A 20203-nucleotide genomic window follows, 5' to 3' on the forward strand; every position below is an offset into this window, starting at 1 on the left:
GCGCGGACCCATAAAGGGCCCGGACTGCACCCGGCGCTGCGTAGGCTCGGCCACGATCTCGTCGTACACGCAACAGGAGAAGAAGACCTACGGGAGCTCACACACCGTGTGAGCTCCGGCCTTCTACTTGCCCGCGCCCTGGTGGAGCCACGGTGAAGAAGTGGCCCAGAAGATGATGTCCGCACCCAGGTAGTCGTTGGCGAAGTCGACGAACTCCTGCCGTGTGTACGGCTTCCCCGTGACAGGACTGGTGTATTCGAAGTCGGGTTCCTGTACGGCCATCGCCACAGTGCCGAGCTGGCCTCGGTACTGGTTGAAGAACCGGTAAGCATTGTTCATGTGCGGCTTGTTGTACGGGAGCAGGTCCGGTCCGCCAATGCCCACCCCGTGCTTCTTGGCGAACTCGAACGACCGCTTCATGTAGCCGTTGTCATCGCCCCAGCCGCACGGCCAGAAATTGATGTACTGCACCACGGTGCTGGTCTTGAACACCTTCTTGGCGTAAGCCGCGTTCTCCAGCTCAGCGTTGAAGTATGCGTCGCACGTGAAGTGTGTCTTGTCCTTCCCTGTGTCGATGGAGACCGAGCTCTCCGGCAGGTTGACGCCGGCGACCCGCCCGTCGAACCGCTGAGCCAGTGCCTTCAGGAGATGCTGGAACCGGTTCTGGACGTTCTTGTTCCACTGTGCCGCGACGGAACCGGGCGGGCCGGGGACAGGGCCGTCGTCGTTGAGCTGCGGGGTGACCCCTCCTGCGTATTTCGGATCGGTGAGCAGGTATCCGGGAACCCGCGCCGGAGGTTCGAAGAAGCGGTCCTGGATCTGGAGGAACACCTTCTTGTGCTGTGACTCGACCTGGCTCACCACCCGGTCGACAGCCGAGAAGTCGTAGTGGTTCTTCTCCTTCTCCAGCATCCCCCACGGGACCACTACCTGCACGCCCTCGATGTCGGGCCGCCCCAGCAGCGGTTTGGCATTGGCGTCGAACTCCCCGATGGACGTATACAAATAGTTCGCCGCATGAGTACGAGACTGTGACGGGGCCGCTGCGGCCGTACCGCAGGCCGCCACCCCGAAGCCCGTCAGTGCGGCGACGACCGCTGCAGCTCGCCTGCGACTGTCCTTCGGCAACATGCACCTCCATGATGACACCGTGTCTGTCGCGAATCGCGGCGTGAGTTCCGCCGAGAGTCCGGACCACGGCAACTGATCAGAACGTTTTGGATCCGGCCTGGACCTGCCGGTCAGCATGTCGGGGCGACGTAAGAGAAGTGTGAGAGCTGCCATTTGACGGTCCGAAGCCCGCCGCCGCACCTTGCAGGAGCGGGCGGTCACCGGGCGGGCAGGTGGCTCTCCCATGCCGGGCAGGGAGGATGGGGGCATGGACATCCGGCAGCTGGAGTACTTCCTCGCGATCGTGGACCACGGGAGCTTCAACCGGGCCGCCTCGGCCCTCTACCTTTCCCAGCCTGCGCTGTCGCAGGCCGTACGGGCGCTGGAACGGGACTTGGGCGGGAGCCTGTTCCAACGGATCGGTCGCCGGGCCGTGCTCACCGAGGCGGGAAGCGCGTTGATCGAACCGGCCAGGACGGCCGTGCGCAGTCTGGAGATGGCCCGGGCCAGCGTCGTGGCCGTCCATGAACTGCGGGACGGGCGCTTGGACATCGCCGCTATGCCGTCCCAGGCGGTCGAGCCGCTGACCACGATGATCCGGGCGTTCAGCGACCGGTATCCCGGGGTGTCCACGAACATCCGGGCCGCGTTCACCTCACGCGATGTCATCGACATGGTGCGCACCGGCGCCGCCGAGCTGGGTCTCCTTGCCACCTCGGGGCCGCTGCACGACAAAGAGGTGATCTCCCATGAGGTCGGGGAGCAGCGCTTCGTGTTGATCGCGCCTCCCGACGGGCTGTTCTCCGCGGGCAGACCGGTGCCGTGTGAGGAACTGGCTGGACAGCGGCTGATCGTCGGGCAGCGGGGTACCGGGATGCGCGCCTACGTCGACGGGCTGCGTGAGCGCGGCATCGGCTTCACCATCGCGGCCGAGACGGAGCACCGGGTGGCGATCCTTCCCCTCGTCCTTGCGGGCGTGGGGCTGGCCGTGGTCACCGACTCCTGGCGCACAACGGCCGAACGGGCCGGTGCGCTGGTCCTGGACATCGAACCGAGGACGATGCTGCGGATCGCACTCATCGGCCGCCGCGCCGAGCAGTCCCCGGCCGCGCGCGCCTTCACCTCCTGCGCCCTCGACGCCATCCAGCGCTGATAAGCCCGCCTTATCAGACAGATCGGCAGAGAGTCTTGGACGGCCCCGCGGCATGATTGCTGCAATCGGTCCATGACCCACCACCACATCGCGCTGATCCCCGGCGACGGCATCGGAGCCGAAGTCCTGCCCCCCGCCCAGCAGGTCCTGGACACGGTCGGCGCCCGCCACGGCTTCGGCCTCTCCTACACTTCGTACGACTGGTCCTGTGAACGGTACGTCCGCGAGGGCGCGATGATGCCCGCGGACGGCTGCGCCCAACTGCGCGACAAGGACGCGATCCTGCTCGGTGCGGTCGGCCTCCCTCGCGTACCGGACCATGTCTCACTGTGGGGACTGCTGATCCCGATCCGGCGCGGCTTCCGGCAGTACGTAAATCTGCGGCCGATCCGCCTCTTCGAAGGAGTCGAGAGCCCGCTGCGCCGCGCCACGGCCGGCGAGGTGGAGTTCGTCGTCGTGCGCGAGAACGTGGAGGGCGAATACAGCGAGATCGGCGGTCGGCTGAACCGAGGCTTCCCCGATGAGATGGCCGTCCAGGAGGCGGTGTTCACTCGCGCGGGAGTGACCCGCGTCCTCGACTACGCCTTCGAGCTGGCCGCTCGGCGTGGCGGGAAGCTCACCTCGGCCACCAAATCCAACGGCATCGTGCACACCCTCCCTTTCTGGGACGAGCTGGTGGCCGAGCGTGGTGCCGCCCACCCCCAGGTGGCCTGGGACCAGGAGCACATCGACGCGCTGGCCGCGAAGTTCGTCCTCGACCCGGCCCGCTTCGACGTGGTCGTCGCCTCCAACCTCTTCGGCGACATCCTCAGCGATCTCGCCGCGGCTGTGGCGGGTTCCATCGGTATCGCTCCGGCCGCCAATCTCAACCCGGAGCGCGAGTTCCCCTCCATGTTCGAACCGGTCCACGGCTCCGCGCCCGACATCGCCGGCCAGGGCATCGCCAACCCGATCGGCGCGATCTGGTCGGCAGCCCTGATGCTCGAGCACCTCGGCCATTGCCGGGCGGCCCGTGACATCACCGACGCCATCGCCATGGTCCTGGCCAAGACCGACGTGCGCACCCGCGATCTGGGCGGCAGCGCCACGACCACCGAATTCACCGAGAAGCTGCTCCAACTGCTCTGACCGCGCCACCGGCTGGGACCGTGGCCGCGCCGACAACGCCGCCCACCACCTCCGGGGCCCCGTCCGCCCGTCCGGCGCTTCGACGAAGCCGCTACCGCATCCGGCTGGGTCCCCGTTCCTCGACGAGGAGAAACGCCATGGCAGCAACCGCGTCTCCCGGCACCACCGCGTCCTCCCACGGCCAGACGCCCAAATCCTGGTACCAGCAGCCGTACCTTTGGGTCCTGACGGCCATCGTCTGCGGCGTCTTGACCGGCTGGCTCCGGCCGGGAGTCGGCATCGCTCTGGAGCCGGTCGGCACCACCTTCGTGTCTGCCATCAAGATGCTCATCACCCCGATCGTCTTCCTGACGATCGTCGCCGGCATCGGCGGCGTCGACAGCCTGCGCCGCGTCGGCAGGGTCGGCCTCAAATCCCTCGTCTACTTCCAGGCCGGAACCCTGGTCGCCCTGGCCGTCGGGCTCGCCGCCGTCAACCTCTTCCAGCCCGGTGCCGGAGTCCACGCCCGCCCCGGCGAACTTCATCTCGTCGGCGACGCCGCCCAGTACGTCAAGTCCGGCGAGAACCAGAGCTGGTGGCATTTCCTCACCGACATCGTGCCCTCCAGCGCCGTGGGGGCCTTCACCGAAGGCAACATCCTGCAGGTCATCTTCCTCGCCGTGCTGTTCGGCATCGCCCTCAAGGCCGTGGGGCCCGTCGGGGTTCCGATCGTCGATGGCGTCAACCGGCTCAGCGGCGTCGTGTTCAAGATCCTTCACTACATCATGCTGGCCGCACCCGTCGGCGCCTTCGGCGCGATGGCCTTCACCATCGGCAAGTACGGCATCTCCACTCTCACCGGACTCGGCCGGCTCATCGGGCTGTTCTACGGCACCTCGCTCTTCTTCGTCCTCGTCGTCCTGGGCGGCGTCCTGGCTCTGCTCGGAATCAACATCCTCCGGTTGCTGCGTCACCTGCGCGAGGAGTTTCTCATCGTCCTGGGCACCTCCTCATCGGAAAGCGCGCTGCCCCGGGTGATGGTCAAGCTCGAAGGGCTCGGTGTACGCCGCGACATCGTCGGCCTGACCGTACCGACGGGCTACTCCTTCAACCTCGACGGCAGCTCCCTCTACCTCTCCCTGGCTGCCGTCTACATCGCCCAGGCCACCGATACGCTGCTCTCTCTGCCCCAGCAACTCGGTCTCCTCGCCGTCATGATCCTCACGTCCAAGGGGTCCGGCGGAGTCACCGGCGCGGGGTTCATCGCCCTGGCCGCCACCCTCTCCACCGTCGGCACCGTACCCGCGGCCGGCATCATGCTGATCTTCGGCGTCGACAAATTCATGTCCGAGTGCCGCGCCCTGACCAACCTCGCCGGCAACAGCGTCGCCACCCTCGTCGTCGCCCGCTGGGAACACGTCCTCGACACCGCACGCGTGAACAGGGTCCTTCGTACGGGAATACCCGAACCGGAAGAGGAGCAGGGCAACGCCCCTGCCCCGGAACGCGCCGAGGGATGTCCCCTTCGTGGTGCCAAGAGCGTCGGTTGAGCCCGGCGTGGTCCACACGCCCTCCCGGACGGGCCGAGGTATGCGTCGACCCTGGCCTCCCCTTGTGACCGCAACCACATTCCTCTGATGTCACAGTTTCCGTTCGAGCGGTGTCCTTAAGGTGTCAGGTCCAAACGATCGGAGGTACGAGTGCGCGACGGGTGTATCCCCTTTCTGACCAGCACCACACAGACATCATCGAAGTGAAAGGGCATCATCGTGAAGGCCATCATCGTTTGCACCTCCGTGTCTCATGGCAACACGAAGAGGATCGCCGAAGTCATGGGCCAGGTTCTGGAGGCCCGTGTTGTTGCCCCCGAACAAGTCGATATAGCAGAGCTTTCCGCCTGCGACCTCGTGGGATTCGGCTCGGGAATCTTCTCGATGAGGTTCCACCCTCAGTTGTGCGAGTTCGTCCGGTCGCTCCCGGAGGGGCAACGGCGCCGGGCGTTCGTGTTCGCGACCAGTGGCCTGCCCGAACCGCGGTTCCGGCCCTATTTCGGCCCCTTCGCGCGGCTTCTCGAGCAGAAGGGCTTCGAGGTGGGCGACACCTTCTCGTGCCGCGGGCTCGACACCTGGCTTCCGTTCAGGCTCATCGGCGGCGTCAGCAAGGCACGGCCCAACGCCACCGATCTGGAGGAGGCGCGCGCGTTCGCCGAAGGGCTACGAGCCCGGATCGGCGCGGTGAGCTGACCGGTCCGGCGGCCTGAGCCGAGTCGCACCCATGATGTCGCCCTCGTCTTCTTAAAGCCCTGAGATGTCTCCAGGTGACAGTGGGGCGCCGGATGGCCGGGCGCTGAGGATCGTGGCGTCCAGGGCCAGCCGCCGTACACCTGGCAGGTGGTCGTCGAGCTCGCCCGGTTCGAACCGGCACATGCCCACCACGTGCCAGAACTCTCCTGCCACGTCGCCGTCGTACTTGTAGCCGCCGGACGGTGTCAGGGTCGCCCAGCCGCCCTGCATCCCGATCAGTGTGGCCCGTGCCGATGGGGTGCCGTCGGCCGGCACCGCCCACAGCCGGACCGTGCCGTCCGCGCCTCCGCTGGCGAGCAGCGAGCCGTCGGGGCTGAAGGCGAGGGCGAGGATACGGCCGGTGTGGCCGGTGAGCCGGCCGGCCTCGGCGCCGGTGCGGGGGTTCCACAGCCGTACGGTCCGGTCGTCGCCCCCGGTCGCCAGCAGGGGACGGGTGGGGTGGGCTGCGGCGGCCCACAGTCTTCCGGAGTGGCCGCGCAACCGGTGGACGGCGCTGCCGTCCTGCCAGATGATCGCCTGGCCGTCCCAGGAGGCGCTGGCCAGCCAGGCGTCGCCCGGGCCGTAGACCACCGCGTACACGCGGTCGGCGTGCCCGGCGAGTTCGGCGACGAGGCGGTCGGCGGCGAAGTCCCACAGGCGTACGTATCGGTCGTCGCAGCCGGTGGCCAGGGCCGATCCGTCCTTGCGGAAGGCGATCGACCGGACCCGGCCCCGGTGCTGGGCGAGGTTGGCCACGAGGGTGCCCGTGCTGCGGTACCACAGCCGGACGGTGTCGTCGTCGTTGGCGGTGGCGAGGAGCTCGCCGTCGCCGCTGAAGGCCTCGGCCCAGACATGGTCGGTCTCGGCGTCGAGTTCGCGCTCGTACTCACCGGTGGCCGCATCCCACAGATAGACGTCACCGTCGCTGCTGGCGGTGGCGACCACGGGGCTGCGGGGGTGGAAGACCGCCGATACCAGGCGGTCGCCGCGGCCGGACAGTTCACGCACCCGGCAGCCGGTGGAGGTGTCCCACAGGCGTACCACGCCGTCGTTGCCGCAGGCGGCCAGCTGGTCGCCCGCGGTGCTGAACGCCAGCCCGGTCACCTTCCGTCCGTGGCCGCGCAGGATGCGTCGGCCCTGTCCGGTGGAGGTGTCCCACAGCCGTACCACGCCCTCGTTGCCCACGGACGCCAGGAGCGGGCCCCCGTCCGAGGCGCCGCCCCCGGGGCGGAAGAGGCAGGCCCAGACCGACCCTTGGTGGTCGTCGGGCTGGCGGCGCAGCGGGGTGGCCGACCAGGTGCCCGCGTCGTGGGCGACTTGCCAGAGGCGGACCTCGCCGTCGCTGTCGCCTGCGGCGAGGAGGGTTCCCGCGGGGTCGAAGACCACCTGGTAGACGGCTCCGCCGCGGGTCTTGACGGGATCGGTGGCGGCGGTGCCGGTGACCGGGTCCCACAGCCGTACTTGTCCGTCGGTGTCGCCGCTGGCCAGGAGCCGGCCGCCGGGGTGGAAGGCGAGGGTGTACACGCGGCCGGTGTGCCCGGTGAACCGGTGGAGAAGCCGCCGGTTTGCGATGTTCCAGACGCGGACGGTGCCCTGGCCGCCGTCCTCTCCTCTGTCGCCGGTGGCCAGCAGGGCCCCGTCCGGGCTGAAGGCGGTGCGGAAGACGGCTCCGTGGTGGCCTGTGAGTTCGCCGAGCAGGTGACCGGTCGCGGTGTCCCACAGGCGTACCGCCGCGTCGTCGTCCCCGGTGACGAGCAGGGTGCCGTCGGGGCTGAAGACGGCGGTGTAGACGGGCGCCCGGTGGCCCGGGAGCCGGTGGGCGACGGATCCCGTGGCGGTGTCCCAGAGGGTGACGGTGCCTTCGGGGTCGCCGGTCGCCAGTCGGGTACCCGACCTGTCGAGGGAGACGGGCCATACGCCGTCCCTGTGGACGTCCAGTTCGTGGCGGCAGGTGCCGGCGACCGGGTCCCACAGGCGTACGGTGCCGTCCGCTCCGCCGGTGACCAGCATGTGCCCGCGGAATTTCACGGCGTAGACGCGGGCCGTGTGGCCTTGGAGGGTGCGCAGTGCCGTGCCGGTGGCGGCGTCGCACACCAGGACTCCGCCGTCGTCGCTGCCCAGTGCGAGCAGTTCGCCGCCGGGGCTGAAGGCCAGGGGCTCGGGCAGTCGGCCGGTGCGCATGCCGTAGCCGTACGGCACTCCGACGGCCGAGGGCCGCAGGCCGGGTTCGGCGGGGAGTCCGGGTGCGATGGAGGCGAACCGCAGCTCGGGGCTGTCGAGCACTTCCCTTTCGGCCGCTGTGTTGATCAGTGCGGCCTGGTACCAGCGGCTTCCGGTCACCCGGACCCCGTTGAGGGTGGCGCGTACCAGGCGGGCTCCGCGCAGGTCGGCGTCGCGCAGGTCCGCGCCGGTCAGGTCGGCGTCGGCGAGCCGGGCGCCTGCGAGCCGGGCGCCCCGCAGTACTGCCCGGGACAGGCCCGCACCGACCAGGCTGGCCCCCGTCAGGTCGGCACCGGTGAGGTCGACGCCGGAGAAGTCGCGGTAGGAGAGGTCCTCGCCGGCCAGCAGGGCGCCCCGCAGGTCCGCGTGGGCGGGGACACGGAGCCTGCTGAGCACCTTGATGGCGTTGGCCCTGGCGGTCTGCTGTGCTTCCCCGCCGCCGTCCGGCCAGTCGGCCAGGGTGCGTTCGGCCCACTCGCGGCAGGTGCGGTGGTCGGCGATGTCGCACAGGAACTCGACCGCCAGCTGGCTCAGCGGGCGGCGGGTCAGGAGCCCCAGGGCTCCCTCGGCCGTCCCGTTCAGACCGGCTGCCACCTCGCGCCCCACCAGCCACTCGACGACCGAGCTGTGGATGAAGCGGAAGAGGCCGTCGTCGGTGCGTACAAGGAGGCTGCCGGAACCGACCGCGTGCGCCGCCTGCGGCACCGACAGCCTGCTGTCGGCCAGTTCGGTGAGGGCGGTGGCCACATCGGTCAACTCGTCCAGACGCAGGCCGCTCTCGCCGCTCTCCCACAGCCGCAGGGCGAGCGTCGTCACGGCGCGCCACAGCTGGTGCAGGCTGAGACCGGGAGGGCCGCCCTGGCCGCCGCGGCCGCGCCGCTCCTCGAACTCCAGCCAGGCCGTGAAGACTTCCTCGTAGAGGCCGGCGGGACTCAGCGCGTGCCCGGCGCCGGTCACGGTGCGCAGCCGCTCGTGGTCGAGGCCCGCGACGAAGCTGAGCAGCCGCGGGTTGCGGCACATCGTGAGCAGGTCGGGAACGGCTTCGAGGAGCCGCAGGCGCCGGTCGGCGGCCACGTCGTCGCCGTAACGGGCGGCCAGGTAGGCGCGGATCTGCTCCGGGCTGAACTCCTGGAGCGCCAGCAGCCGGCGCTGCGGCAGCAGGCCGACGCGCTCGCCGAGCGCGGTCAGTACCTGTGCCTGGGACCTGAAGTGCTGGGTGCGGCTGGTGACCACGATCTTGGCGTTGTCGACGGCGGCGTCGAGGAGCACCTGGAGGTGATCGGCGGCCCGGTCGTAGCTGACGTGGCGGACCAGCTCGTCGAATCCGTCGAAGAGCAGGACGATCCGGCCTTGTCCGAGCATGTAGCGGAAGGCGCGGAGGTCGATGCTGTCCACGCCGTGGGTGGCCAGATGGGCGGCGACGAGGCCGTCGAGGGAGTGTGCCTTGTCCAGGGTGTTGAGTTCGATGAGCAGTGGGGTGAGGTGCGGCAGTTCCGTGGGCAGGCGGCGGGCCAGTTCCCGCAGGGCGAAGGTCTTGCCGTGGCCGAACTCGCCGAGCAGCAGGACGAAGCGTCCGTGCTCGGCCTCCAGGAGCCGCAGGAGATCGTCCACGATCGCGTCGCGTTCCATCGCCCCCGGCCGTTCGATCTCCCGGTAGCGCTGGGGGAGATAGAGGCCGGGCGGGTACTGGGGGTCCGCGCCGATCCGCTGGGTCTGTGTCGCCACGTAGTCGCGCAGGTCCAGCAGGCCCTGGAACTCGGTGAAGCTTCGGACGAGGACGCCACGGCGCCGGGCCAGTTCGCGTACCTCGGTGGGGAGGGGCGGGCCTGCGTGGACGAGGACGGCTTCGGTGTCGGTGCCGGCCGCGCGAAGGGTGTCGACGAGCTGCTGCGCCTCCTCGGGCCCGAGGCCGTCGGCGCAGACGGCGATGCGCTGCTGCCGGACGAAGCCCGCTTCGGTCCAGGTGGCCAGCAGCCCGGGCATGTCGCCGGGGATGCGGCGCAGATGAACCCCCTCGTAACGGACGCGGCAGACCTCGGCCACCCGTGCGACGAGGGCGTCCACGGGGCTCTGCACGGCACGGTTCTCGGGCTCCGCGCCCGCACCCCCGGCCGCCCCCGGCATCGCGGGGTCGAGGACGGGCGACGGCTCGGCATCACCCGTGGGGGACGCGGTCGGCGGGCGCGGAGGTCCGAAGACGTGCCCTGCGCTGCGCCAGGATGTCTCCCACTGCCAGGGTGGCCGGCCGGGCCAGCGGGTGAGGCCCTCGGAGGTGATACGGAGCAGCTGGTACCGGGCCGGAGCGGAGGCGCCGATGACCGGCAGCTCGCCTGTCGCCAGTGGCAGCGTGGCGGCGGTGGGGGAGTCCGGCGCGCTTCGCGGGGCGCCGTGGGGACCGTGCAGCAGCAGATGGAGGCGGGGGGCGACGAGGCGGGCGAGGGTGTTGGTGTCGCGCAGCACGGCGGGGCCGTGGCGGTGCGCACGCTCACCGGCCCAGGCGTGTTCGGCGGTGCCCCGCCCGCCGTCGATCGGCCGGCGGGGTTCCGGCGTATGGCGCATGGCTCCCAGGCGCAGCCAGCCGTCCTGTTCGTAGCGGCGCAGGGCCTGCGCGAACCAGGCGGCCTGTTCGGGGCCCAGCCAGGGGTACTGGTCGTCCGGCCGGTGGCTGTGGGCCATCGAGGAGTTGAGGCCGGCGACGACGGTGCGCAGCGCGGGAATGGGGAACAGGCTCCAGGGCTGGTCGGCGTCGAAGACGGTGTCGAGGCCCTGGTAGAGCTCCTGGAACAGGCGGGCGTAGTGGCGCCACTTTGGCCAGTAGGGCGCTCTGGGCTGCAGTTCGTCGGCCTCGCAGGAGCTGAAGTAGGCGCGGCAGGCGGCCAGGTTCACATCCTGGCTGCCGGGGACCACCACGAGCCGGTCGGCGGCCAGTCCGAGGCGGGCCCGCAGTCCGGTGAGGAAGGTCAGGGCCTGGTCGCACTCGCGTGGGCCGCCGGAGGCGGTCAGGTCGCCGGTGACGACGAGCAGGTCGGGTGCGGGTGCTCCGGCGTCGGTGAGTTCGACGAGGCTGCCCCAGATCGTGGCCTGGAGTTCTGCGGGGTCGGCTCCCCGGCCGAAGCCGGGGCCGGCGAGCTGCAGGACGGAGACTGCCTGGCGGGTGTGGGCGTCTTCGGCCGCCAGGGGGTAGACGGGCTGTGTGGCGGGACGGCGCCGCCCGTTCCGGCCCGGGTCGCCGGGGTGCGGGCCGGACGGGGGAGGCGGGGTCGGGATCGGGACGGACGGTACGGGCGGGCCGCCGGGGAACCCGGGGTGCCGTTCGGGGCGTGCCCGTCCGGCGAGCGCCTGGCCGACGCGTGTCAGCAGCAGGTCGCGTGCGGCCGGGCCTTCCTGGACGCCGACCAGGTCGACGTAGGTGATGGTGGCCAGCAGGCCCTCGACGGGGATGTCCTCGACGCGGACGGTGATCAGCCTGCGGTCGGGGGAGTCGGGGTCGGCGCGGAGGGCCGCTTGCCATTCCATGCGGCCGTAGCGGGAGGTCTCGTAGTGGTGGGAGAGTACGGCGATCACGGCGGCGGACTGGCTCACGCCGCGGTCCATGAAATCGACGAAATTGGTCCCGGGCACGAAGTCCCAGGCTTGGACGACGGTGCGGTAGCCGGCCTCTTCCAGGGTCCAGGCGATCCATGTCGCCCAGCGCTCGTCGGCCGGCGAGTAGCTGATGAAGAAGTCCAACAACCCTTGGTGCACCGCGTTTTCACGCCTGAGGACCATGAGGTCATGGTACGGAACCTCGTGCCGCCGGTCACCGTATCGGGCGGTGCCCGTGCGATGCTCTGACCATGTCTGGTGATCGCGCCTTGAGGGCTGTGAAGCGTCTGCACAGGCTGGACTGGCTGGCCGGGGGAATACTGATATGTGGTCTGCTGTGCGTCGCCACCGGCGCACTGCCGATGGGGCACGCGCGGGACGCGATGGGGCGGATCGCGCCGTTACTGGCCTTCCTCGGCACGGTCATCGTCCTGGCCGAACTGGCCGGGCGGGCCGGGGTGTTCGACGTGCTGGCGACGGGCGTGGCACGGGCGGGCCGAGGCAGTTACGGTGCGCTGTTCGTGTTGTGTGTGGTGTTCGCCTCGGTGACCACGATGACGCTCAATCTGGATACGACGGCGGTGCTGCTTACCCCGGTCATGCTGGCACTGGCCGTACGGGTCGGGATCGCGGCGGTGCCGCTGGCCATGACGACGGTATGGCTGGCGAACACGGCGAGCCTGTTGCTGCCTGTGTCCAATCTGACCAATCTGCTGGCCGCCGACCGGGTGGCGCTCGACCCCCTGGGGCTGGCCGCGCGGATGTGGGCTCCTCAGCTCGCGGCGATAGCGGTGACCATGGGGTGCCTGTGGCTCTTTTACTGGCGGCCCGGCAAGCGGGGGGCGCGGGCGTACGTGCCACCGGAGGCGTACCGGCCCGCCGACCCGGTGGTGTTCTGGGTGTGCGGGGCGGCGTGTGCGGCCTTCGTGCTGCTGCTCCTGCTCGATGTCGTCCCGCTGTGGGTGGCGTCGGCCTCGGCCGCCGCGGTCGTGGTGGCGGTCCACGCGGTGCGGCAGCGGTCGGTGCTGCGCGCGTCCCTGGTTCCCTGGCGGCTGCTGGTCCTCGTTCCGGGTCTGTTCCTGGCCGTGGAGACGCTCGATGTCCACGGGCTGCACGCCGTGCTGTCCACGGCGGTGGGCTCCGACGGCGGGGCGCTCGGCATGCTCCGCGCCGGGGCGGTCGGTGGGGGAATGTCCAACGCGCTCAATAATCTGCCCGTCTATCTGGCGACCGAGTCCGCCGTCCCCGTGGGCAATCACGACCAGTTGCTGGCATTGCTGATCGGCACCAACGCGGGGCCGGTGATCACTCCGTGGGCCTCGCTGGCCACGCTGCTGTGGTTCGAACGCTGTCACGCACAGCAGGTCAAGGTGCCGTTGACACGGTTCATGGGCACCGGCGCGGTGCTCGCGGTGGGGTCGGTGCTGGCGGCTTCCGTGGCGCTCGCGGCGGCGGGATGAAGGGCCCGCCTCGCTGTGCCGGCCGGGCAGGCCCCTGTCTGCCGGGCGCCACGCAGGGCTCTCACGTACGGCTTCTCATCCGTCGTTGACCATGTCGAGCAGGCGCGGCATGTCCTCCGGCCGTCCGGCGACGAAGCTTCGGTCGCTGTCGGGACCGGTGACACCACCGTGGAACGGCCCTCCGTCCAGAGCGCGGATCTCCACCCCCGCCTCCAGAGCCAGCAGGGCCCCCGCCGGCAGATCGATGGCCTCCGCCCGGTAGCCGACGAACCCGTCGATGTCGCCACGGGCCAGCATGGACCACGTCAGCAAGGGAGCCCACAGCTGGAGCAGCCGCCGGGAGCCGCGCTCGAGGTCTGCCTTGAGCGTGCGTGCCCGGAGGTCGTCGCGGGCCACTCCATACCCCTGGGTCCAGCCCAGCAGCGGCCCGGCCGACGAGGGCGTGCGGGCAACGGCCCTCAGTGGCCCGTGCGGCCCCCGGGCCCCGCAGCCCTGGAGCGCGGACCACGTCCTGCCGGTGACCGGCTCGTGCACCACGCCGACGACGGGCGCGTCACCCGCGCACAGGGCGATGCCGACCACGCAGGAGGCCAGACCGATGGCCACGTTGTTGCTGCCGTCCAGCGGATCCACCAGCCACGTACGGCCGTTGGCGGCGTCACCGGCCAGCACCCCCGACTCCTCGGCGAGGATCCGGTCGTGCGGGAAGCACGCCCGGATCTGCCGCACGATGACCTCCTCGGCCAGCGTGTCCAGATCGGTGACGACGTCACCGAGACACCCCTTGGGCTTGACCGCACAGGGCTGGGAGTTCTCACCCCGGAGGTACGAGCGCAGCAGCGCCCCGGCCTCGCACGCGGCACTCACCGCCAGCCGGTGCTCGGCGGCGAACCGGACGCCGGACCGTGCCGGGTCCTGCGGATCATCGGTGGTGAGGAGCATGGATCCTCCTGAGGACGGAGCCCGCGATTCGAGCGGACTGTACGGCGTCGCACTGCTCTCGTACCACCCGGTGTCCCGTGCCATGCAGCGGCCCGAGGGAGAGGTCACTGCCGCCTTGCCGGGAGCAGCCCAGCAGTATGGTCGCGGCCCTCCCGCGAGACAGCATGGTCGTGTGGAACTCCCCAGCGGGCAGGGTGTACACCTCTCCCGCGTCGCTGGTCCGCCGGACGCCGGCCTTGTAGACGACCAGACGGGACGTCGGCCGGAGTACGTCGACTCCCGCGGGATCACTGACGATCTCGAAGACACGGTGCGTGGGCCGATCCTGACGATCCACAACCTTCACCCGGACATTCACCAGCTGTCCGTATAGCACACAACTGGTCAGGTCCCAACTGTGCGCATGCACCGGCGACGTGGTCAGCGCGGTCGTCGCCCCGCGTGGCCCGTCACGGAAGACGTGGATGCAGACACCGCAGTCGCCGTCGCGTTCCACGGGAAAACAGAGAAATCCCAGGGGATGCCGGACGGCGCGTACCTCCCGCCGCCCGGTGGCGATGTCGTCGAGCGCGGAACAGGCGGCCCGCACCAAAGGCTCCGTTCCGCACCGGCCGTCCACTGCCTGCTCGAACAGCCGGTGGTCCACTGATCGGTAGTCCACGGCGCCTCCAGCTGCGCGGGTCACCTCCGGTAGGGGTTCTCCGCATGCAGCGCCTTGTCAAGGATCTCGCCCACATCCCGTTCGGAGAAGGCCGTGGGCAGAGACAGTCCGATGCTCTCGAAGAGCCGGTGAGCCTCATCGACGGTCGGTTCCTCACTCAGCGGCTCGGCCCGGCGCAGATCGACGGTAGCCGCTTGTTCCCTGCTCTGATGGAGCTCGGTGACGTAGTAGTCGTAGAGCGGCCGGTCGCGTTCCACCAGCAGATTGGCCCGTCTCGGGTCGTCCTGGGTGATGATGAGGCAGGAGTCGGACAGGTCGAACCGGAGCGTGGGCACGCCCGAGGACAGGTAGACGTCGGCCTCCAGGGTGTCCAGCCGCTGTCGGTACCAGCAGACCGCGAGCACCGTGGCGAAGGACTCCTTCCGGGCCCGGTCGGCACTCCAGGCATCGGACGGCATGAACTCCAGCCGGTGGGCGAAGGTCTGCCGGAAACGCGCGTACGCCGCACACGCCCGCTCGTCTGCCGGATTGACGATGTCGATCTTCATGGAGAGGGGGCGGCGGTGGATCCGCGCCTGCTGCACGCAGACCGGCAGCGTCACCGCCCGGAGATACGTCCCGGTCCCGCCCTTGAACACCCAGCGCTCGGTGGTCTGACGGGCCCGGTCCAGCGCCTGCTCGAGGTCGCCACCCGACAACGACCGCACCATGACCAGATCCTCGATCGCCCGCTGGGCGCCGGTCGTCGCCTCGCGGATGTCGGCCATCCGGTGCCGCCGCTCGGCGAGGTTCCCGTAGACCAGCGCACCGAGCACCAACAGGGTCGCCCCGGAGCCGATGCCCGCCTCGAAATGATGGTCGAAGATCTCCAGCAACCCGATGACCAGGGCCGCGCCCATGGCGACGACCGCGTCCAGGTTCTTGATGGTCCAGGCGACGGCATTCTCGACCCGCCGACCGGCTCCGTCGGTTCTGACCGCCATGGCCAACGCCCCTTCCCCCGGGAGAACTTCATCGTAGGAGGGGCGAGGGTGAAGGAGATAGGGAGCCGTAAGCCGGTGGTCCGCATCGCGACCGGTGCGCGGGGTCATGTGCGTCGGTGTCCTGATCCGCTGATCTGCTGGCAGCGGACTGGTTGCGTCCGACGCGCGCCGGTGGTGAGGAACTTGAGCGAGCGCCGCCAAGGAGAACTAGCGCCCACCTTGCGCTAGATGTCCGCTTCCTTGCGCTTCGGGCCAGGAGGGCCGCGGCACTCTAACGCAGCGAACGTGCAGGTCAGCGGCCCGCTTCGTCGTTTATTTCGGTCAGCCGAAACCAGTGTTACGTAATTCGGAGCACTCGATTCCACTTCTAGCCGCCGGTTGGACCTGCGACATGGGCTTGCCCGCCTTCCATCAGACGCTCGCCGCACACCAGGCCGCCCACGTCACCGTCAACCCACCCTCAAGCCGTACGCATGGAAAAGCTCCGGGGATCACTTCCCAGGGGGAATGGGCCTGCTGTGACGCGTGTACGTGATAATCCAGGCGGCTCCGCGAGCCGCCAGTACACGTCGGCGCTCCCACCGCGAACGGCGCGTAGCAGCTTCTCCGCTTCCTGACAGGGCGAGTGCGAGGTCTGCGAGGCGTTGGCCGGCCAGGGCGAGTTCGACGAGCAGCCTGGTCCGGCGGGGTCCGTGACCGGTGGCGCGCAGTGCGGTGTGCAGGTCCTCGATCTCGGACATCGCTGCCCCGATGCTCAGGTCCGCACTGCCTGCCGGCGGATTCTGTCCCTCTGACACCTGCAGTTCCCTCCCATCCGGTCGCCCGGTACGGTCAGTCGAAGGTGCGGGCCCGTCTCAGGGCCCGGTGGTGATCAGCTGGTAGAGCCCCAGTGCGCTGACCGTCGTGATCACTGTCGTGATGGCCCATCCGGCAGCCTTCATCGGGACTCCGAGGACGCGCCCGTTCATCAGTCCGGGGTGCGAAGCGACTCGCAGGAGCATGACCAGGCCGACAGGGGTGCCGATGGCTCCGGCGACGCCGACCCAGTACAGGAGCTGGATGGGAGACAGATCGGCATAGGTGGCAGCCAGACCGGCCGCGACGGACGCCCCCATCGCGGCGAAGAACTTCGGTGCTTCCCGGGGCCGGAGGGACAGTCCGCGCCGCCAGTTGAGGTGAGCTCCTGTGACGTAGGCCGTGGTGGCCATGATGACCGGGAGGGCCACCAGGGCGGAGGCCAGGAGGCCGAGTGCGAACACGTCACTGGCCCAGGCTCCGGCCACGGGGCGCAGGGACTGCGCGGCGTCCTGGGCGGTGTTGATGCGCAGACCGCGCACCCCCAGAGTGGCTCCCGTCGCGACGAGGATGAACCAGAAGACCAGCGTGGCGAAGAGGCTGCCCGCCAGGGCGTCGAACTGCCGGACGCGGTGCCACCGCCAGGGGAGTTTCTCCTCGGACTGGGAGATCGTCTGCCAGACGTAGACGTAGCTCGTGGCGGTGGTGCCGATCAGTGACAGCACGTTGAAGAGAAAGTCCTGGCTCCAGTGCAGGTGCGGGATGAGGCTTCCGCGGGCCACTGCGGCCCAGTCGGGGTGCGCCAGTACCGCGGCCACGGCGTATGCGAGGAGGGCAAGCAGAAGGTATTTCATGGCCCGTTGGAGCACGTGGTACCCCAGCAGCATCACCGCCGCCAGCAGTACCAGGGACAGCGGAGCCGCGAACCAGTGCCAGTCCTGGCTGGTGAGGAGTCCGAGGGCGGTGGCACCGGCCTCCAGGTCCGCGGCGACGGTGACGATGTTGACTAACAGAATCGACCCCAGCAGCAATCGGCCGAGAGCCGGACGATAGATCGCCGTGACCGCTTCCTGCAGATCCAGCCGGCTGGCCATTCCGACCCGGGTGGCGACCGACTGGATCACAACGATGACCGGGAACAGCAGCAGAACACACCAGCCCATGCCATAGGCGGTGTCTGCTCCGATGACGGCAATGGTCGCAACCGTGGTCGGATCGGTATCCGAGGCACCGGCGACCAGTCCAGGGCCGACCGCACGCAGATAGGTGCGCCAGGTGACAGGCCGGGCCCGCCATGTGTGTGTGCGGGGATGGCGTGCTTGCGCGCCGGGCACGTACGAAGCGGATGTGGACTTCGAACCAGGCGTTGTCGGCATGACACCTTCTCCCGCTGCCACTGGCGGTTCACGTGATGTTGCCTCTACCTGTGCGGCGCAGCCCGGGTGCGGCCCCGGTGGCGGCCATGGCCTGTCGTTCACTCGATGGCTTTGTGACCTCGGCCCCATTGCAGGCCCCACCCGTAGAGCCGGTCGAGGTCTGCCTGGTACCCGTAGACGTAGCGCGCCTCACGGCGCATGGTCAGTTGCCCGTCACGGTTCTCGATCAGCGCCACCGCGCAGGAGCGGGCATGGGGGTCTTGTTCGTGGAGTTCGACCACCAGACGTTGTCCCGTCGGCGGGTGAAGGGTGACGGCAGCGTGCACCCGACTGAAGGCCGGAGCTCCGCTGTAGATGTAGGCGAAGATCAGCAGGCGTTTGAACTGGTCGGCCTTGTCCAGGTTGATGTAGAGGGTTTCACCCGACGCAGCGCCGAACCGGTTGTCGTCGCCCAGCGTGATGTACGGCGGCCGGTGGAGGTTGCCGCAGAGACCGCCGAGTGGCTGGACCACGCCTTTCTGCCCGTCGGCCAGTTCATACATGCAGGCCAGGTCCAAGTCCACGGTCACCATGACCGGACCCTGCGCCTGCTGCCAGGGAGCAGGCCGCTTCGCCCGCCACGGGAGCAGGAGTGCCCGCTCCGGAAGGACCGCGGCCGAGGGTGCCTGCCAGGTCAGGTTCACCCGCAGAGTGCCGGCTGTCGCGCCATGGTCGGCGAGCGAGACCACCGGGTGGCCCTTGGACAGCCGGCTGTGCTGCGGATCCTTGAATGTGCTTCCCCTGGGATGACTGCGGCTGTGCATGAGGTAGCTCCACAGGCTGCCGCCCATCTCGGTCGGCGACGTGGGTGCCAGCGTGCGAGAGGAAGGCGTTTTACCCCTGCGTCGATATTCCCATGACATGGCCCACTGTCCTTTCTGGCGATCGCCTCTGAGCCGGCAGATATGCGGCACAAGATCCGGGGCTGTCCATCAAAGGGAGTGAATGAAAAAACCTTCGTGGGTGGCACAGCACTGTGTCCGCGCCGATGGGCCATCGCTTGCCGACAGGCAAGATTTCAGGTGATGGAAGGAGCCAAGGCGATGACAGGGTTCGAGAATCAGAGGGGCGAAGGCGGCCAACTACCGCTCACCGTCTGGGCAACAGCGCAAGATGAAATGCGGTCAGCTCAGAGTATAAGAATACCCAGCAGTGCATGCAAGTAAAATGCCACGCCGTAAGCCGACAGGCCCCGTGGTGCAGCGCGAATTGCGATGGAGCGGCGCCCGCAACCTTTCGCACGCTCTTCAAGCCGGCAAGCTAGCTCGGGGGCGCACGTTCAGCCGATACGAGGCCACGAGAATACAGAGGCGGGGCGGAACGACGTCGGCGACGATCGCCAACGTTGTTCCGCCCCGCGACGAACCCCAGGAACGATCGGGGTCTCACCTGCATTCCGGCCGACCGACAGGCAGGCTCCCCATCACTCAGACGCACACACCGAACTCCCTGATGATTCCGGACAGGCCCGATGAATACCCTCGCCCGACAGCGCGGAATTCCCACTCCGTTCCGTTCCGGAAGATCTCTCCGAACACCACGGCTGCCTCCGCGGAGACATCCTGCGTGAGATCACAGCGGGCGATCTCATGGCCACCCGCCTGATTCATGACGCGAACGAAGGCTCCGGACACCTGCCCGAAAGTCTTCCCGCACACATCGGCCTCATAGATGGACACCACAAGCGCGATCCTGTCCACCTCGGCCGGCAGCGTAGAAAGCTGGATCAGGATCTGCTCGTCGTCGCAGCCGTCACCACTGCCGGTGATGCAGTCACCAATGTGCTGGACCGAACCCTCAGGGCTGCGAAGGTTGTTGTAGAACACGAAGTGCCGGTCGGAGAGCACCCTGCCGGACCGGTCACACAGCACAGCGGAGACATCCAGATCACAGTCCGCCTCCGCCGTAGCACCCACCCCCCATCCAAGACCGACCGTCACCGCGGCCAGACCGGCCGCCGATCCGCTCGGCAACACGTTCTCCTTCGACAGAGAAACGCTCATGAACCCCCCTGCATCAGGTAGTCAGGACAACTCCGTCGGCGCCGATCACACTCGCCCCGGCCCCTTCCGCTCCCGAAATGCTGAACCCCGCACCACTACTGCGCAACGGCTCGGAGCGTGCGGAGGGGGCGCATGAAGAGTGCCCTGCCCTCAAATCACGCCCTACTGCGAAACTGGGGCCTACAGCTGACGTCAGTTGCTGGACCACGCGTCGAAGCACTGACCGTCGCTCACCTCCGGCAGGGGCCGGCCGCCGCCGGAGCGCACCCTGGTGGCCTCGACCGCGTCCTGCGACGGGCGCGGCGTGCTCTTCGGCAGGTTGCCGGCGCCGGTCTGCTTGCGCTCGCGGCGCCGGACGAGCTCGGGAGGCGTGGCGAGGTGCTCGCGGCTGGCTTTTTGCCACTTGCCGTACCTTGGTCTCGGCTGTTGCTTGGCGTCCGGGGCGACCGTGACGGCGAGGTTCCTCCAACGCCTGGTTCCACGCTCT

The 20203-nt window shown here is 69.1% G+C and carries 13 protein-coding genes; 5 read left to right on the forward strand and 8 right to left on the reverse strand.

Annotation, left to right across the window (positions count from 1 at the left end; translation table 11 throughout):
- Positions 1–123: 123 nt before the first annotated feature.
- Entirely contained in the window at positions 124–1131 is a 1008-nt protein-coding gene (locus ABD269_RS11220) for a hypothetical protein (RefSeq protein ID WP_344117650.1), read from the reverse strand.
- Positions 1132–1378: 247 nt separating this feature from the next.
- On the opposite strand from ABD269_RS11220, the gene ABD269_RS11225 reads away from it, so the two are divergent.
- From ABD269_RS11225 to ABD269_RS11240, 4 genes are all read left to right on the forward strand, one after another.
- Positions 1379–2263 (forward strand): LysR family transcriptional regulator, encoded by an 885-nt coding sequence (locus ABD269_RS11225; RefSeq protein ID WP_344117651.1) that lies wholly within the window; start codon positions 1379–1381, stop codon positions 2261–2263.
- A gap of 72 nt (positions 2264–2335) precedes the next feature.
- Complete coding sequence (locus ABD269_RS11230) at positions 2336–3391, forward strand: tartrate dehydrogenase (protein ID WP_344117652.1); 1056 nt, start codon at positions 2336–2338, stop codon at positions 3389–3391.
- Between the two features lie 137 nt (positions 3392–3528).
- Positions 3529–4920: a C4-dicarboxylate transporter DctA gene (gene dctA, locus ABD269_RS11235; protein ID WP_344117653.1), complete on the forward strand. Its 1392-nt coding sequence runs from the start codon at positions 3529–3531 to the stop codon at positions 4918–4920.
- Positions 4921–5139: 219 nt separating this feature from the next.
- The gene (locus tag ABD269_RS11240; protein WP_344117654.1) at positions 5140–5613 is read left to right on the forward strand and encodes a flavodoxin family protein; all 474 of its coding nucleotides are present in this window, start codon (positions 5140–5142) and stop codon (positions 5611–5613) included.
- 51 nt (positions 5614–5664) lie between these two features.
- On the opposite strand, the gene ABD269_RS11245 is transcribed toward ABD269_RS11240, so the two are convergent.
- The gene (locus ABD269_RS11245) at positions 5665–11640 is read right to left on the reverse strand and encodes a WD40 domain-containing protein (RefSeq protein ID WP_344117655.1); all 5976 of its coding nucleotides are present in this window, start codon (positions 11638–11640) and stop codon (positions 5665–5667) included.
- A gap of 68 nt (positions 11641–11708) precedes the next feature.
- Between ABD269_RS11245 and ABD269_RS11250 the strand changes: the two genes are divergently transcribed.
- Complete coding sequence (locus ABD269_RS11250) at positions 11709–12917, forward strand: ArsB/NhaD family transporter (RefSeq protein ID WP_344117656.1); 1209 nt, start codon at positions 11709–11711, stop codon at positions 12915–12917.
- Between the two features lie 75 nt (positions 12918–12992).
- Here ABD269_RS11250 and ABD269_RS11255 read toward each other — a convergent pair whose 3' ends face one another.
- The 6 genes from ABD269_RS11255 to ABD269_RS11280 form a co-directional block, all read right to left on the reverse strand.
- Positions 12993–13859, reverse strand: coding sequence for an inositol monophosphatase family protein (locus ABD269_RS11255; RefSeq protein ID WP_344117657.1), 867 nt, complete (start codon positions 13857–13859; stop codon positions 12993–12995).
- Positions 13840–14520, reverse strand: coding sequence for a hypothetical protein (locus ABD269_RS11260; protein ID WP_344117658.1), 681 nt, complete (start codon positions 14518–14520; stop codon positions 13840–13842). The genes ABD269_RS11255 and ABD269_RS11260 overlap by 20 nt, the downstream gene beginning before the upstream one ends.
- Before the next feature lie 20 nt (positions 14521–14540).
- The gene (locus tag ABD269_RS11265; protein WP_344117659.1) at positions 14541–15503 is read right to left on the reverse strand and encodes a hypothetical protein; all 963 of its coding nucleotides are present in this window, start codon (positions 15501–15503) and stop codon (positions 14541–14543) included.
- 854 nt (positions 15504–16357) lie between these two features.
- Complete coding sequence (locus ABD269_RS11270) at positions 16358–17803, reverse strand: NRAMP family divalent metal transporter (protein WP_344117660.1); 1446 nt, start codon at positions 17801–17803, stop codon at positions 16358–16360.
- Positions 17773–18477 (reverse strand): Tellurium resistance, encoded by a 705-nt coding sequence (locus tag ABD269_RS11275; protein WP_344117661.1) that lies wholly within the window; start codon positions 18475–18477, stop codon positions 17773–17775. Before ABD269_RS11275 ends, ABD269_RS11270 begins: the two co-directional genes overlap by 31 nt.
- A 663-nt stretch (positions 18478–19140) precedes the next feature.
- The gene (locus ABD269_RS11280) at positions 19141–19716 is read right to left on the reverse strand and encodes a TerD family protein (protein ID WP_344117662.1); all 576 of its coding nucleotides are present in this window, start codon (positions 19714–19716) and stop codon (positions 19141–19143) included.
- Positions 19717–20203: the final 487 nt, after the last annotated feature.

The sequence above is a fragment of the Streptomyces blastmyceticus genome, assembly GCF_039521185.1.
GTDB classification, from domain to species: Bacteria; Actinomycetota; Actinomycetes; order Streptomycetales; family Streptomycetaceae; genus Streptomyces; species Streptomyces blastmyceticus.